This window comes from Cardiobacterium sp., assembly GCF_057314735.1.
Genome location: NZ_DBHKZK010000022.1, coordinates 58,372 through 73,696, shown reverse-complemented (window position 1 = coordinate 73,696; position 15,325 = coordinate 58,372). Strand labels below are relative to the sequence as shown.

Genomic DNA, 15,325 nt, shown 5'->3' with positions numbered 1-15,325 from the left:
CGGGAAATTTGCCGACTTAAAGCGCAAATTGGGGTGTCATCACGGGATGAGAAAGTTGAATAATATAAGGTTTATAAAGGATTATTTCTCCCTACCTGATGATGAGTAGCTCCTTTTTTGTCCTATAGAGACAAGGTTGTCTAAAACAGCTCCTTTTTTGTCCCATACGCCGAATATAGCGATACACCGAAAGTCTCATACTATGCCGTCTTTCCGTATAGCGGCGTACCACCTCCAGCGTTCCTCCTTGTGTGTATCGCTATATATGTTCGGCATTCGGTTTGTTGGGTTACGCGCTGCGCGCTAACCCAACCTACAAAGGCTCACGGCTGAATTGCAAACAGCGCCTAATATCCCTGAACAAAAAATGCCGACGCGAAGTCGGCATTTTTAATGGCAAACCCTTTGCATCAGGGACAAGTTTTTAATTTTTCTTTAAGGAGAGAATTATGGGAAAAATCAGTCGCAATCCCTTTGAAACAGGGACAAATTTTTAATCCTGCGCGACGCCTTCGCTCTCATCGTAGCGCCGTCGCAATCCCTTTGAAACAGGGACAAATTTTTAATGTTAATCAATGGGAATATACATCCTGGCAGTAGGTCGCAATCCCTTTGGAACAGGGACAAGTTTTTAATGGTGTGGTGTGTTTTTCCTCCTCGTTTTCAACAGATTGTGAAGGCTATTTCCAATTTTTGCAAACGGGAAAAGTTGCGCCCGAGAGCATTGTTTTGGTTAGGTTTTTTCATGGATGGTTTTGACAGCATCCGCTGGATTGCGGTGCGTATATTTTACGGCATCGGGTAGTTTGGGGTACGGCAACGCGGTTTTTGATGCCATCCGCAGCGCGGGTCTTGTACAGAATTTGGTGCGTATCGCCATACCATTATCGTCGTTCGGTTATGGATGGCTGACGTGAAAGATGTCGGGTACTTGTACCCGTTCTGCTCCGATTTTCACCGCGTGCGTGTCCACACCTCCTACGCACGGCCTCCGTCATAAGGTGCGCCGTTCGGTTATGGATGGCGGGCATAGGCACAAAGCGGCGCAAGCAAGATAATATGCGCCAACCCCGCCGTATTCCCGTAATCATGATTTTACTTGAAGCCGACAATCTCACCCTGCTCAAAGGCAGTAGCCTGCTGCTGCGTCGCTACGCGCTGACCCTCGCCGCCGGGCAAATCATCCACCTCACCGGCGACAACGGCAGCGGCAAGACCACGCTGCTGCAAGCGCTTGCCGGGCTCATCACCCCGCAAGGCGGGCAGATTCGTCGCCACGCGCCGCTGCTCTACCTCGGCCATCGCCCCGGTATCAAAAGCACCCTGACTGCGCGCGAAAATCTGCGCTATGCCGCCCGCCTCTACCACGGCATGAGCGGCGCCGATCTTGAAACCCGGCTTGATGCTGCCCTCGCTGCCGTCGCCCTCAACCGCCACGACGACCGGCAAAGTCGCCAACTCTCCGCCGGGCAACAGCGTCGCTGTCAGCTCGCCCGCCTTTGGCTGGAGACGCCACCGCTGTGGCTGCTCGACGAGCCGCTGACCGCGCTTGATGCGACGACCAGCGCCACCCTGCGTGCCCGCCTGGAAGAACATCGCCAGCATGGCGGCGCGATCATCATCACCAGCCACCAGCCGCTTGACCTACCCGCGCTGGAAATCCGCCATTTATAGTCGTCCACGCCAATAGTCTTGAAAACGCGGGGGCGGTTAGGCGCTCGTGTCGTAACCGCCCGCAGCGACAAGCATTGCTTGCGAAGCAAGAGAGAGGAGGGGGTGAGGGCGGCAAACAATGGAAAAATTGGAATTTCGGCTCATCCATAATATCGCTCACCCCCTCCCCAACCCCTAGTCTGCGCGGGGCAACCGGCGGTGGTAAACGTATTGCAGTCCCTTCAGCCCCGGATAATTGCGACCGGTATCGTGAAAACCGGCACGCTGGTAGAGGCGGATGGCGGGGCGATTGGCGTGATGGACGCCGAGGACGATCTCGTCGCAGTCGGGAAAATGTGCGCGCACGAACGGGTCAAGACAGGCGGGGGCGAGGGCGGCATGGGCATAGCCGTTGCCCTGATGACGCGGGTTGAGCGACATCGAGCGCAGCAGCAGCGCCTGCGGGTTGGCGCTGTATTCCTCGCGGGCGCTGCTCCCGTCAAGGATGAAAAAACCGACGGGCTCACCCGCGTGCAGGATGGTGACAGCGCGTTGGGCAGCGTCAAAACCCCTGCCGCCGCTGAGCCAGTCGCGCGGTGGCCGTGAATACTCGGCTTGCGCGCCGTGCAGCTGGTAGGCGGTGAGCGCGGCGAAGTGCGCCGCGCAGCAGGGGGCGAGGGTGATGCGGGCAGCATGGGCGGGACGGGTCATGATGGCGATGCGGCGCTCGCGTACGGGGCGGAATATCTCAACCCTTGATGACTTCCACCCAGTAGTCGTCTGGGTCTTTGATAAAGGCGATGTGGCGCATCGTGCCGTCTTCCGGGCGTTTCTGGTAGGGGACACGGTTTTGGTCAAACCAGGCGATGGCGGCGGCGAAATCCGGCACGCTGATGCAGATGTGACCATAGCCGCGCGGCTCGCGGTTGCCGTTGTGATAGTGGAAGGCGGGGTCTGTTTCCGTGCCCCAGTTGTGGGTCAGCTCCAGGATGCCGCTTTGCCGGGCAATCCAGGCACGGCGCGCTTCTTCCTCTTCCGGGATGACCTCGTCGCCGCGCAGCATGGCGAGGAAATAGAGGCTGAATTTGCCGCCTTCATAATCGCTTTTGCGCAAGAGCGTCATGCCGAGGATGCGGGTGTAGAAATCGAGCGATGCCGCCGGGTCTTTGACGCGCAGCATGGTGTGGTTGTAGATGAAGCCACGGGTGGCAGGGTCGTGGTTTTGCGTCGCGCCGGGCGCGGTGGGTGCGGTGAAGCTCATGTTGTCTCCGGTTGTGAATGAAAAAGGGATGCGGCATTGGCAAATGATTTTGCCGCGTGTCGTGCGGAATAGCCTGTTTCAGAATGCCGCTTGTTTTTTAGCCGACGCCGCTGCGGGATGATCCTCCGCATACTGCGCCTCAATGATTTTATCAGCCGTCTGCTGATAGCGCTGGCGCAAGGCGGCATCGTCCTTTATCAAAAAGACGATAACGCGCATTTGTGCCTTGCCCACCGGCCAGGCGGTGAATGTTATCCGCGCCGGGCCTTCAACCGTTTGCCGTTTAATCATCATTGCCGCGCGGTCGCCTTTTTTATGAATGCCATCGCTGTCTTCCAGTGAAAAAGCATCAGCGCTTTCCGCCATGTCTTTCAGCGTTGCCACCGCATTCATGCCTTTGGCGGGAAAGGGCGGCGCAATAATAACGCAGGTTTCGTGGCTATCGGCATCGGCGGGCTCATAAGTAATCGCATCGCGGGTTTGCGTCATTTTCCAGCCGTGCGGTGTATCAAAGGCCACCGCGTTTTGGGCGCAGCATATTGTGGCGAACAGGGCGGCGAAACCATAAAATTTTATGTTCATGATTTGTCCCAGGTGCTGCGGCTACTGCGCCTGCGTGAAATACGCCGCAATAATTTGTTTGGCATCTTCCTGAAAACGCTGGAGCAGGGCAGCATCTTCCTCGCAGATTACCAGGACAAGGCGCATTTTATCTTTGCCTGCCGGGAAAGCCGTGAAATTGGCATAGAGTTTCTGCCCTTTTTCTTCAAGCCGGTAATTGGTCACAACCAATTCACCTGCGCTATCCACCGCGTCATGCTCCAGTACTTTGTCATAACCTTTTGCGATACCGCTTGCCGCAAATTCCAGCCAGGTAGTACGGTTCATGCCCGCATCGGGCATCGGATCATAAACGCTCACAATAAAAATTTTCTTGTCGCTGTCTTGCGGCGTATAAAGGGTGACATTGCCGGTATGTTTGCCCGACCATCCCGCAGGCACAAAAGGCACATCATCGTTGCCGCTTTTGTTTCCGCCCGTATCCGCATTGGCGGCAGCGCCTGCATGATCCTCGGCATATTGTGCGTCAATCATGCTATCCACGACGGGCTGATAACGCTGCCGTAATTCGGCATCATCCCGAATCATGAAAGCAATCTCGCGCAACTGCTTGGCATTGAGCGGATATACGGTAATTTGCAGGTAACGCCGCCCGTTGGGCTGTTCCAGCGTCATTGAAATGGTTGCGCGGTCGCCATTGATGACAGGGTCGCCATTGACGTTAATTGTCGGACCGCCTCCGGCAAAAAATCTTGCCACAGTTTTTGCCCATTCCGCCGCTGATTTGCCCATATTATTGTGTGGCGGCGTGATTCTCAGCAGAATATCGAAGCCGGTATCTGTTTCGGGCGTGTAGTGGCGTTCTGCTCCATGCGTTTCGACTTTCCAGCCTGGTGGCGTTTCAATCGCCAGTGCGCTTTGCGTGAGAAAAATTATGCCGGACAAGGCTGCGATGAGCAGAGGTTGGATTTTCATGGATTGCTCCGGTTTGTTTTTTTTAAGACGGTGTTGATGATAGAGGGCAAGACGCGGGCGGTTACGCGCTTTGCGCTAACCGCCCCTACAGCTATTTTTGACTCTTCATGTCTTCGGCGTATTGGGCTTCGATAATTTTATGAGCTGTTTTTTGATAACGCTGCTGCAATGCCGCATCGTCTTCAACAAAGAAGGTAATCGTGCGGATATGATGTTTACCGGTGGGATAGGCGGTGAGATAAAAATTTACCGGAGAGCCCATGAGTGAAATTTTGAGGGTAAGTTTGGCACGGTCGCCTTTTTGTTTTGCCTTGTCGCGTTGCAAGATGGCAACGCCTGTACCTGGGGGATTGTCGTAGATAATTTTATCTGCCATTTTTTCCAGATATTGTGTCAGCGGCAGGTTTTCTTCATTGGCTTGCAGACCGGAAATGATCAGAATCACGCCCCGCTCGCCGGCGTCTTCAGGTACATAACGCACTTCGCCCGGTTCTGCACCGCCGCCGCTTTGCCAGCCTTTGGGCGTTTCTATCGCCAGCACGATTGAGAAGGAACTGGTAATGCCCATTAAGGCAGCAAGCAGGCAGGTTTTGATTTTCATGGTTCGCTTCGGTGTATTGGGTACTTTAATAATGGTGGGGTAAGCCCCACCCTACAGTTATTTTTTGTTGGGATGATCGATGATATATTGCGCCTCAATCATTTTATGGGCGATGCCCTGATAGCGTTGAATCAGGTCAGCATCATCTGCGGTAAAATATTCGATAAAGCGCATTTGGTTATTGCCAACGGGATACGCGGTTATGTCCAAAATTGCCGGATAACCCAAAATAATCATCTTAAATGATATGGTGGCACGGTCGCCTTCCTGCTTTATTTCGCCATGTGAGAGCAGTTCGGTTGCCATACCCGCCGGGAGATCTTTGTAAAAGGCTTTTCCCATATCCTGTGCCATTTGTTCCAAATACTGTACAGGTGTCAGCTTTTCCTTGTTGGTTTGCAATTCAGAGATAGAAACCCGTACGCCGCCATCGGTAATTTCTTGCGGAGCATAACCAACTGCTTTTCCGTCAGGGCCTGTTATCCATCCTTCAGGCGCTGCAACCAGTCCTTTTGCGATCGGATCGATGTCATCGTGTTTTGCAGGGGTGTAGTGTAATGTTGTTTGGCTACCGCCGAAGTCCCAATGGTATTGTTCTTTTGGATATTTGCCAGAGATTTGGCTATCTGCAATCGCTGCTGTTTGGGCAAACAACGCGATGGCAGCCAGAACCAGCCTGATTTTCATGGATTGCTCCAGTATGTTGGACGAATAATGGTGGGGCAAGCCCCACCTTACGACGGTTATTTTTTGCGAGCCATGTCTTCGGTGTATTGCGCGGCGATAATGTCTTCTGCCGTTTTTTGGTATTTTTGCAGTATTTCTGCGTTATTGGGCATAAATACGATGATGTCGCGCATATTTTCCGGGTCAAGCGGATAGATGGTTTCTTTCACCAGAATGGGTGAGCCGTTTATTTCTGTCTGAATGGCGATATTTGCCTGCCCGTCTTTTTCTTCAATCTTGCCAGATTGGGTGATTTTGGCGTCGTTGTTGTCAATCAGGTTTTGTTCGGCATTCTCCAGTAATTGTGCTGCTGTTTTGCCATCATTGGACAGGGATGGGCTAATGGCCAGCACGATGTCCTTTGCATCGGCGCCTTCCGGTTGGTAGATGGTGGCGCCATTTTGGGCGCGTGTCATTTTCCAGCCCGCCGGGGTTTCAATGGCCATCGCATTTTGTGCGAGCAGCAGTGCGCCGCTGAGTGCCGTCAAAAAGATTTTCCGCTTCATGGTTTTTTCCTTGTGTTTTGCTGAATGGGGCGACGATTATAACGGCATCCCCTTGTCGCAGCGGGCGAATTTTCCGTCATCGCGTATCCGCTGGCGAGCCGCTATCATGCCGCCTTTTTCTTCACGGGAATTTTTATGGATTCACTCACGCAGGCGGTACTGGGCGCGACGGTGCAGGGCATCGGCATGGGGCGGCAGCAGGGGCGCAAAGCGCTCGTTTATGGCGCGATTCTCGGCACGTTGCCCGATTTGGATGTGTTCATCCGCTACGCCGACCCGGTGTCGTCAATGACCTATCACCGCGGTTTCAGTCATAGTGTGTTCGTGCTGGCGGCGCTCGCCGCGCTCATCGCCTGGGCGGTGAAAAAGCGCTATCCGGACGCGCCTTACAGCGGCTGGCGGCTGTTTTTCACCAGCGCCGCCAGCCTCATCACCCACCCGCTGCTCGATGCCTTTACCGTTTACGGCACGCAACTGCTGTGGCCATTCACGCCGACGCCGCAACAGTGGTCGGGCGTGTTCATCATTGACCCGCTTTATACCGTGCCGATGCTGCTCGCGCTCGGTCATGCCGCCTGGCACGGTTTGACGCGCAATGCCTGGCGCGGCCTCTTGGCGACGTTCCTCTGGGGCTGCGCCTATCTCGCTTTTGGCGCGTTCGGCAGTCATTACCACGCCGAGCGGGTACGGGCGACACTGGAAGGCGAAGGCATCGCGGTCAGGCGTGTCATGGCAACACCGCTGCCGCTCACCAATCTCATCTTCCGCGCTGTCGCCGAGACCGATAACGGCGACTATATCGAGGCGGTGAGCGGTTATTTTGACCAAAACCCGCCGGAGCATATCCGCCTGCCGCATGACCGCGCGCTGTTCGCGCCGCTCGCCCATGACCCGCTCTATCAGCGCCTCAACTGGTTCACCGGCGGCTGGCTGCGTGCTGATGATGTGAACGGCAAGCTGGTGGTCAGCGACCTGCGCATGGGTTTCGATGGCGCGCTCACCTTCCGCTTCGTCATGGCCGAACGCGACGCGGCGGGCAACTGGCAGACCATCACCCCGTACCATTATGAAGACGGCGTGCCGGAAATGCGCCCGCTGCTGCGGCGTCTCTGGCCGCGCCTGTGGGGCAACGAACCGCCGCTGCCGCTCTCCGACTGGGCGGCAGGGCGGACGGAATGACGCCCTTCCACGGCAGTTACCGCCCCGAACAGGTGACGTTTCTGCTGAAGCCGATTGAACTCGCGCCCATCACTGACACCGCCGCGAAAGAAGCGCTCATCCAGAGCGGGCAGAAGCATTACAGCGAGATGCTCTCGCCCGAATACCCGCCGAGCGATGCCTACCTCGCGCTGTTTCGCGACGCCTGCGCGCAGAATGACGCTCGCCTCGCCGCCGACTGCCTGCGCCTCGCCGCGCTGATTGCCGCCAAACACCGCGCCCCGCCGGTGCTGGTCTCGCTTGCCCGCGCCGGTACGCCGGTCGGCGTCATCCTGTGCGACATCCTCGCCCGCCACTACCGCGCGCCCGTCGCCCACTACAGCATCTCCATCATCCGCGACCGTGGCATCGACCAAAACGCGCTGCGCCACATCCTCGCCCGTCATGCGGCGGAAAGCCTCGTTTTCATCGACGGCTGGACGGGCAAAGGCGTCATCGCGCGCGAACTTGACCGCGCCATCGCCGCTTACAACCGCGCGCATGGCACCGCAATTGACCCCGGCCTCTACGTCCTCGCCGACCTCTCCGGCACCGCCGCCTGCGCCACCAGCAGCGACGATTACCTCATCCCTACCGCGCTGCTGAACGCCACCATCAGCGGCCTCATCAGCCGCAGCATCCTCAACGAACAAATCGGCGCGGACGACTACCACGGCTGCGTCTATTACGACCACCTGCGCGCACACGACCAGTCGCAAACCTACGCCGACCGCATCGCCGCCCTCTGCCCGTTGCCGTTGCCCGCCGCGACCGCCGCCAACACCCGTGCCGCCGCCGCGACCAGCGCCGCGCTGCTCGCCCGCCTGCGCGCGCGTTACCGCATCAGCGACGACAACCTGATCAAACCCGGCATCGGCGAGACGACGCGTGTCCTCCTGCGCCGCCAGCCGGAGCGCCTGCTGCTGCGCGACCCGAACGCCGCCGCCACCCGCCACCTCGTCCGCCTCGCACAAGAAAAACACGTCGCCATCGAACACGCCCCCGAGCTGCCGTACCACGCCGTCGGCATCATCCGCAGCCACCGCCCCGGAGCCACCCCATGAACGCCCACCAACTCGGCGCCTGCCTCTACGTCCCCGCCATCCACCCGCAACTCGCCGCCATCGCCCGTGGCGAAAAACTGCCGCACATCCGCAGCGTCATCTACTGCACCGAAGACAGCGTCGCCGCACGCGACCTGCCGCGGGCGCTGGAGCAACTTGCCGCCAGCCTCGGCGAAATCCCCGCCGACTGCCCGCGCAACCGCTTCATCCGCCTGCGCGACCCGGCGACGATGCAGCGCGTCCTCAAAATGCCGCACATCGAGCGCATCCACGGCTTTGTCCTGCCGAAAATCAGCGCGGACAACCTCGACGACTACGCCGCGCTGCACGACACCCCCTGGCAACTGATGCCCACCCTTGAAAGCGCCGACACCTTTCTGGAGAGCGCGATGCTGCGCCTGCGCGACCAACTCGACCGCGACTGGCGCGCGCAAATCCTCTGCCTGCGCATCGGCGGCAATGACCTGCTCGGCCAACTGCGCCTGCGCCGCCCGCGCGACACCACCCTCTATGCGACGCCCATCGGCAACGTGATTGACCGCCTCGTCGGCATCTACAAACCGCACGGCTACCACCTCTCCGCGCCGGTCTTTGAACTGCTCGACCAGCCGGAACTGCTGGCGCAAGAAGTGGCAGAAGACCTGCGCCACGGCCTCACCGGCAAAAGCGCCATTCACCCGGCACAAGTCGCCATCATCGAAGCGCATTACCGCGTCAGCCGCGCCGAACGCGACCTCGCCGCGCAAATCCTTGCCGACGACAGTGCCATCTTCCGCGCGAACGGGGCGATGCAGGAAAAAACCACGCATGGCAAATGGGCGCAAAACATCTTGCAGGCGGCGGAGTACTGGTTGGAAGAATGAAGCCGCGCAGCCCGTTCCGCTTTTTCCCTGTCCCGCGCCATGTACACCACCTGCAGCGCCGACGCCGTTAGCGGCTTGCCGTACAAATCAAAAAAGTCTTCCCCGCCATCGGCTTTTTCTGCACCAATAAAGCCTTGCTCGCCATAAATATGCACATCGCGGTAACGCGGAATGATTTCCCGCCCGCCGCGGTCAATTAGGGTGTATTGGCTTTTAATCCTGACGCGCGCCACGTCATGATGAAAGTCATCGGCATAATCATAGATAAAGGGAATGACCGCCTGCCCTTTGTCATCAATATAGCCAAAGGTATCTTGATTAATCTTGCGTGCGCGCCGCAGTCCATTGGAAAGTTTGCCCAGATAGTCATAAGTATAGTCATGCGGTGCAGGGACAAGCTCCCGGCTTTTTGTATCAAGAATCCATTCCTGGCCATTATCAGTTACGCGCACCCGCCCGTCGGCAATATCACCAACTTCGTCAAATTCCAGTGCAGAAAAAGGCGCGGGACAACGGAAAAGGTCATACCAGAGAATATCAACATGACTGATGAACCAGTACAACAGCAGCAGCGCTATTGCAGTCCCCGTCATAACTACCAGGTATTGTGCAATTACCGAATGCTCAATGATGCGCCAGACTTTGTTTTTCATAAATTTCCTGCGAGGTATAAAAAAATGACAGACAAGTCGACAGCGGCAATTATTGAATCACTCCGTCAGACAGAAAGCAATGTCGGTCAATCCGTTGCCCAAAGCGACACGAAATCCGCAGCGAATCGTATTGCATTGTCCCTCGTCCGGGCAGATGTGCGACAATGCCCGCCCCTTTATTTCATACAAGGAGTGTCCCATGTCCCACCCCGCCATTTACCGCAATCCGCCACGGCTTGCCGTCATCTACGCCATATTGCTGTTCGTCCTGATCGCCACCTGCATTTACAACGGTGAAAATGACCTGCCCTTTACGATCGTGTTGTTGCTCGTCTCTTCGCCTTTGCTGTTGTTTGCGCTTTATCGCCTGCTCGCCAGCCTGCTGCGTCGTGCTAAGGTTTTTGACGACCGCATTTGCTATCGCGGCCTCTTGGGCAGCAAAACGTTTGAATTTTCGCCAGAAATGGAGCTTTACGTCGCCCGCGGGCTTTATCGTCTGCTTGTCGTTTTCCGCCCGCACTGGACGGTCATTCGTCTGCGCAATGACGATGGCAACCGCCTACGCATCGCCCTGCATTGGCAGGCGGCGGAAGACATCGTCGCCGCCATCGAGGAATATCAGATACGCCACACACTACCCGCCTTGCAACGCGCCTTTGCCGCCCATGAGGCGATTGTTTTTGGTTGGTTGACGAGCAGTTCGGATGAAATCAGTAGAAAAAACAAGGTAGTCTCACTAGACGACGACTGTGATTGCGACATTGCCAACGGCGATTTCAGCGTGCGCCAGCGCAAGGCGGACGGCAGCCGTGCCTGGTGGCCGCTACTCAGTGTTCCCTGCCAGAAAATTGCCAATCTGCGCCTATTCTGCCTGCTTCATGGCTGGAATGTGGACTTGAGTGAGGCCGCCCGCCGCGATTACACCCCGCCGTTTGCTTTCTGAATTTATGGCAATACGCCGCTTGATGTAAACGGGTGGCAACTGGCACGCCCCGCCAATCGCCGATATAATCGGCGACGCAGCATTCCTGCAAAAATCTTTTCTTTTCAAACTACAGGAGAATTTCCATGGCCATCAGTCTGCAAAAAGGCGGCAACGTCAGCCTGAGCAAAGAAGCCCCCGGTATGCAAAAGATGCTCATCGGTCTGGGTTGGGATGTGCGCGCCACCGACGGCGCCGATTTCGACCTGGACGGCAGCGCCTTCTTGCTCAATGCCAGCGGCAAGGTGCGCTCGGATGCCGATTTCATCTTCTACAACCAGCCGAAATCTGCCGACGGCAGCGTCGTCCACACCGGCGACAACCGCACCGGCGAGGGCGAAGGCGATGACGAAACCATCATCGTTGAGCTGAACAAGGTACCGGCGGATGTGGAAAAAATCGCCGTCGCCGTCACCATCCACGACGCCGAGGCGCGCGGCCAGAACTTCGGCCAGGTTTCCAGCGCCTTTATCCGCTGCGTCAATCAGGACAACGGCACCGAAATCGCCCGCTTTGACCTCTCCGAAGATGCCTCGGTAGAGACGGCGATGATTTTCGGCGAGATTTACCGCCACAACGGCGAATGGAAATTCAAGGCCATCGGCCAGGGTTTCAAGGGCGGTCTCGGCCCGCTCGCCAAAAATTACGGCGTCAATATTTAAGTGCCATCACCGGCCAGGCTGCCCGCACCGGGCAGCTTTTTTTTTTGCGGCGAGTTGTCTTTGTTCACGCAGTATAGCCATCCACCGAAAGTCTCATACTGTGTTGCGCCGCCTCGCCGTACAAATGCGTACTGCCTTCGGCGGCGCGCCTTGTCTGAAACTTTCGGTGGATGGCTATAACAAGCGCGCCCAGACTGTGCTATTCATACAACAAAGGCGCGTTCGGCAAAACGCGGCTTGAGCGAAAAACACTACGAAACTGACTGAAACATAACAAAAAGGCTCGCGTCCCTGCGAGCCCGGTACCATTTCATCATCCTGATGGGCGTATTATACATACAACAATCGGGATAACAAGATTTAATTTGCACTTAATCCGCGCGTCCCGTCACATCAACGATCAGCACCTCCGAACGCGAGCCGAGACGCAGCGGTACCCCCCAAAAGCCATAACCGGACGAGACAAAAATGTCTTTGCCGTCAATCGTTTCGTGGCCGTAGTGCAGGCGATAGAGCGCGCGCACGATGAAATTGGCAGGGAAAACCTGACCGTTGTGGGTGTGGCCGGAAAACTGTATATCCATCGGCGTCTGCACATTCTCCATAATCTCCGTCGGGCGGTGATCCAGCACCAGTACCGGCAAATCGCGGCGCGTTTGTTGCAGCAATACTGCAAGCGGCGGCCGGTCGGCGTGCGTGTCATCATCGCGCCCGGCGATGACAACGCGGTCGGCGACCACCGCCACCGCATCGCGCAGCACCTGCACCCCCGCGTTGCGCAACGCCTGCGCGTTTTCTTCCGCGTCGCCGTAAAACTCGTGATTGCCGAGAGTAGCGAAGACACCGAGCGGCGCCTGCAACGCGCGCAAATGCGCCGCCATTCCCTCCGCATAAAACGCATCAGGGCGGTCGTTAATCACATCGCCGGGCAGCAGGATGACGTCCACCTGCTCCGCCGCAAAAATCGCCGCAAGACGGTCAAGCTCGCGCGCGCCGAAGAAAAAGCCGCTGTCGAGATGCAAATCGCTGGCGACGCCGATGCGCAGCGGCTGCGCCATCGGCTTGTCCAGCGCGACCATGTAATGGCGCACCACCGTGCTGTTCGCATTGAAAAAGCCCCAGGCAAACAGCGTCGCGAATGCTGCGGGCAGCCAGACGCGCAGCGCCGTCGCCGCCTGCTGCGGGGCGAAGCGCTTGCCCGGTACATACAGCACAAAACCCGCAGCTGCTGCCAAAAACCACAGCCACAACAGCGCAATCAGCCACGCCTGCGCGATAAACAGCCCCGGCACAAGGCGGGACAGCGCGGCAAGCGTCAAGCCATCGCCAGCGACAAACACCGCAGCGGTCAGCCAACGGCGGCGCTTGCCGCCCAGCATGAAGCGCAACGAACGGGCAAATACCCACAACAATACCTGCAAAACCGCCAGCACCAGCACGGCGAACAACCAACGGGGCATCAATCTCTCCTGATAAAGTGGGCGCGCATCATAAACCAGACTGCGCCACGCCGCGCGCGGTGTTGCGTCGCCCGCTTCAGCCCTTCCCGCGAAGGGCGATTTTCCAACCGGAGCCTCTTATGTCCGCAAAACCCCTTGTTCTCGCCGCCTGTTGCAGCGGTCTTTTTGCCCCCGCTCTTGCCCTCGATTTGCCATCCGGCTGGACGAGCCGCGAAGAAAACAACCTGACCCACTACCAGCCGCAAGACATCGGCGACCGCGTCTTTATCCTCAGCGCGCTGACGCCGTTGCCCGATGGCGGCAAGCGCAGCGCCGACTGGCTGACGGCAGTCGCGCCGCAGTTCGCCGGGCAGTATGGCAAGGTACTGGAACACGGCACGGCGGAGCAGGCGGGCGACCTCGCCAACATGACTTACCGCGTGGAAGTGCAGGGCAAACCGCTGCACATCAACTTCACCGCTTTCCCCGCTGGCGACGGCAAGATGCGCCTCGTCCAGCTTCTCTCCGAAGAAGATGCCACGCTGCTCCAGCGTTATCAGGACGATGCGAAGGCCATCATCGCCGGGCTGTATGTGGAAGGCGAGGGTGACGGTGCCACCGCCACCCCGGCTAGCACCGCCACCGCTGATACCGCCACTGCCAGCAGTAGCAGCAGCGCCGCCGCCACCGTCGCCAGCAGCACGGGCAGCAGCGGTACATCTGCCGTCAAGAGCGGCATAGACGACGGCAAAGAATTTATGCAGACCTTCAAGATGGACGGCCTCACCCCCGGCGGCGACCTCGCTTTTGGCGACTACCAGTGCGCGGTGCAAACAGACGATGGCATGAAATACACCCTCTCGCTCTACGACAACGGCGAGTACCGCGTCAGTGGCGACCGCACAGGCACGGGCGAGTTCAAATACGAGCGCGACGGTCGCATCAACGTCGATAGCAACTACAATCTCTACAACTTTGAAGTTCTGGGAGAAATGCGCGAAATCGCCTTCTTCTTCCGTGGCAAGAACGGCGAGACCGGCATCTACGGGCAACAACTCACCAGCGGCATCATCAACATCTGCCAATACCAAGGCGCGAGCAAAGAACCGTCGCCGTCGCAACAAGCCGCACAAAAAGCCGCCGCTGATGCCGAAGCGGCGCGCTTCAAATGGGTGACGGCACCGGGCAAGGGCGTGCAGCCGGACGAAATCGAGGCGGTCATGTTCTATGGTTACAACAGCTATGGCTGGGGCGTCAGCTTTGAAGAAGAGCAGCGCCTGGTGCTGAAAGACGGCTGGGCATACGGCAACCTGCGCGTGCCGCCTGCCGATCTGGACGTCGCCGCCTCGCGCAAAAACGAACCCGAACTCTGGCACAAATGGCGGAAGAACGGCAAAGACTACGAAATCGAAAAAGACAGCGCATGGAAAAAACTGCCCGGCCACCCGGTACGCGGCGCGAAGGCGGGCGAAACACACAACCGCAGCTACACCTACTCCGCCTCCGGCGGCGACTATTACGGCGGCTACGCCCTCTTCAAAACGCTCAAATTCAAGCCCGACGGCATCTTTGACAGCAGCGACTACGGCAGCACCCACGCCAATAGCAACGGCCTCGGCCAAATCAACAGCGAAGGCATCGGCCATGGCGCCATCAGCCACGGCGCGAGCAGCAGCAACGACCGTGGCCGCTACAAACTGGACGGCTATACCATCGAGATGACGCAGCCAGACGGCACAACGGCGCGGCAGTTGTTCTTCTTCTGGGCGGACGACAAGAACATCAGCATCGGCGGCGCGACCTATTCCTCCGAATAAACCGCCCGCCAAACTACCCCTCCCGTGGGGAGGGGTAGCAAACAAAAGCGGTTCATTGAGCCGGTTTTTTGCGGGCGAGGCAGGGCGCGTAGGGTGGGGCTTGCCCCACCATAACGCCTTTGGTTTACAGTTCGCAGGTCGGCCATTCATGGCCGACACCAAAAAATGTCGGGCATAAATGCCCGACCTACAAACCAAGCGGACGACAAGTTTGCCGGTCAGCCATTCATGGCCGACAATAGACTTCCTTCCAAACCATAACTTGCACGACAACCCGACAAAATTCCAAACCTGCTGAGCCGTTGTCTGCTGCCCCCACCCTAACCCTCCTCCACAGGGGGAGGGGACTCATTGGCTGAAAAAAT

15 protein-coding genes and 1 pseudogene are annotated in these 15,325 nt (G+C 57.7%); 7 read left to right on the top strand and 9 right to left on the bottom strand.

The annotated features are described in order from the left end of the window. Positions 1 to 1,089 precede the first annotated feature (1,089 nt). A complete protein-coding gene (ccmA, locus tag ACO54Z_RS02870) occupies positions 1,090 to 1,674 on the top strand; it encodes a heme ABC exporter ATP-binding protein CcmA (protein ID WP_298081099.1) in 585 nt (194 codons plus the stop codon). Between the two features lie 174 nt (positions 1,675 to 1,848). Here the strand turns inward: ccmA and ACO54Z_RS02865 are convergent, their stop codons facing one another. From ACO54Z_RS02865 to ACO54Z_RS02835, 7 genes are all read right to left on the bottom strand, one after another. After that, on the bottom strand, positions 1,849 to 2,364 hold the full coding sequence (locus ACO54Z_RS02865; RefSeq protein WP_485995662.1) for a GNAT family N-acetyltransferase: 516 nt from the start codon (positions 2,362 to 2,364) through the stop codon (positions 1,849 to 1,851). A gap of 37 nt (positions 2,365 to 2,401) precedes the next feature. Further along, the gene (gloA, locus tag ACO54Z_RS02860; RefSeq protein WP_485995661.1) at positions 2,402 to 2,914 is read right to left on the bottom strand and encodes a lactoylglutathione lyase; all 513 of its coding nucleotides are present in this window, start codon (positions 2,912 to 2,914) and stop codon (positions 2,402 to 2,404) included. A gap of 78 nt (positions 2,915 to 2,992) precedes the next feature. Then, entirely contained in the window at positions 2,993 to 3,496 is a 504-nt protein-coding gene (locus tag ACO54Z_RS02855; protein WP_485995660.1) for a hypothetical protein, read from the bottom strand. Positions 3,497 to 3,517: 21 nt separating this feature from the next. Further along, complete coding sequence (locus tag ACO54Z_RS02850) at positions 3,518 to 4,450, bottom strand: hypothetical protein (protein WP_485995659.1); 933 nt, start codon at positions 4,448 to 4,450, stop codon at positions 3,518 to 3,520. A 91-nt stretch (positions 4,451 to 4,541) separates the two neighbouring features. Beyond that, positions 4,542 to 5,051, bottom strand: a complete 510-nt coding sequence (locus ACO54Z_RS02845; RefSeq protein ID WP_485995658.1) for a hypothetical protein — start codon at positions 5,049 to 5,051, stop codon at positions 4,542 to 4,544. A gap of 57 nt (positions 5,052 to 5,108) precedes the next feature. Then, complete coding sequence (locus ACO54Z_RS02840; protein WP_485995657.1) at positions 5,109 to 5,738, bottom strand: hypothetical protein; 630 nt, start codon at positions 5,736 to 5,738, stop codon at positions 5,109 to 5,111. A gap of 56 nt (positions 5,739 to 5,794) precedes the next feature. Beyond that, positions 5,795 to 6,283, bottom strand: a complete 489-nt coding sequence (locus ACO54Z_RS02835) for a hypothetical protein (RefSeq protein WP_485995656.1) — start codon at positions 6,281 to 6,283, stop codon at positions 5,795 to 5,797. Between the two features lie 135 nt (positions 6,284 to 6,418). Here ACO54Z_RS02835 and ACO54Z_RS02830 point away from each other — a divergent pair, with 135 nt between their 5' ends. From ACO54Z_RS02830 to ACO54Z_RS02820, 3 genes are read left to right on the top strand one after another with little or no spacing between them, the layout of a single operon-like run. Then, positions 6,419 to 7,462 (top strand): metal-dependent hydrolase, encoded by a 1,044-nt coding sequence (locus tag ACO54Z_RS02830; RefSeq protein WP_485995655.1) that lies wholly within the window; start codon positions 6,419 to 6,421, stop codon positions 7,460 to 7,462. Then, positions 7,459 to 8,544 (top strand): cysteine protease StiP family protein, encoded by a 1,086-nt coding sequence (locus tag ACO54Z_RS02825; RefSeq protein ID WP_485995654.1) that lies wholly within the window; start codon positions 7,459 to 7,461, stop codon positions 8,542 to 8,544. The genes ACO54Z_RS02830 and ACO54Z_RS02825 overlap by 4 nt, the downstream gene beginning before the upstream one ends. Further along, a complete protein-coding gene (locus ACO54Z_RS02820) occupies positions 8,541 to 9,407 on the top strand; it encodes an HpcH/HpaI aldolase/citrate lyase family protein (RefSeq protein ID WP_485995653.1) in 867 nt (288 codons plus the stop codon). The genes ACO54Z_RS02825 and ACO54Z_RS02820 overlap by 4 nt, the downstream gene beginning before the upstream one ends. 221 nt (positions 9,408 to 9,628) lie before the next feature. Here ACO54Z_RS02820 and ACO54Z_RS02815 read toward each other — a convergent pair. Then, a pseudogene (locus ACO54Z_RS02815) lies at positions 9,629 to 10,000 on the bottom strand (WG repeat-containing protein); the annotation flags it as partial. A 259-nt stretch (positions 10,001 to 10,259) separates the two neighbouring features. Between ACO54Z_RS02815 and ACO54Z_RS02810 the strand changes: the two are divergent. Continuing rightward, positions 10,260 to 11,003, top strand: a complete 744-nt coding sequence (locus tag ACO54Z_RS02810; RefSeq protein ID WP_485995652.1) for a DUF6585 family protein — start codon at positions 10,260 to 10,262, stop codon at positions 11,001 to 11,003. A gap of 125 nt (positions 11,004 to 11,128) precedes the next feature. Then, positions 11,129 to 11,704, top strand: coding sequence for a TerD family protein (locus ACO54Z_RS02805; RefSeq protein ID WP_298080960.1), 576 nt, complete (start codon positions 11,129 to 11,131; stop codon positions 11,702 to 11,704). A gap of 371 nt (positions 11,705 to 12,075) precedes the next feature. On the opposite strand, the gene ACO54Z_RS02800 is transcribed toward ACO54Z_RS02805, so the two are convergent. Then, complete coding sequence (locus ACO54Z_RS02800; protein WP_485995651.1) at positions 12,076 to 13,164, bottom strand: metallophosphoesterase; 1,089 nt, start codon at positions 13,162 to 13,164, stop codon at positions 12,076 to 12,078. A 119-nt stretch (positions 13,165 to 13,283) separates the two neighbouring features. Between ACO54Z_RS02800 and ACO54Z_RS02795 the strand changes: the two genes are divergently transcribed. Next, positions 13,284 to 14,960 (top strand): hypothetical protein, encoded by a 1,677-nt coding sequence (locus ACO54Z_RS02795; RefSeq protein WP_485995650.1) that lies wholly within the window; start codon positions 13,284 to 13,286, stop codon positions 14,958 to 14,960. Positions 14,961 to 15,325 lie beyond the last annotated feature (365 nt).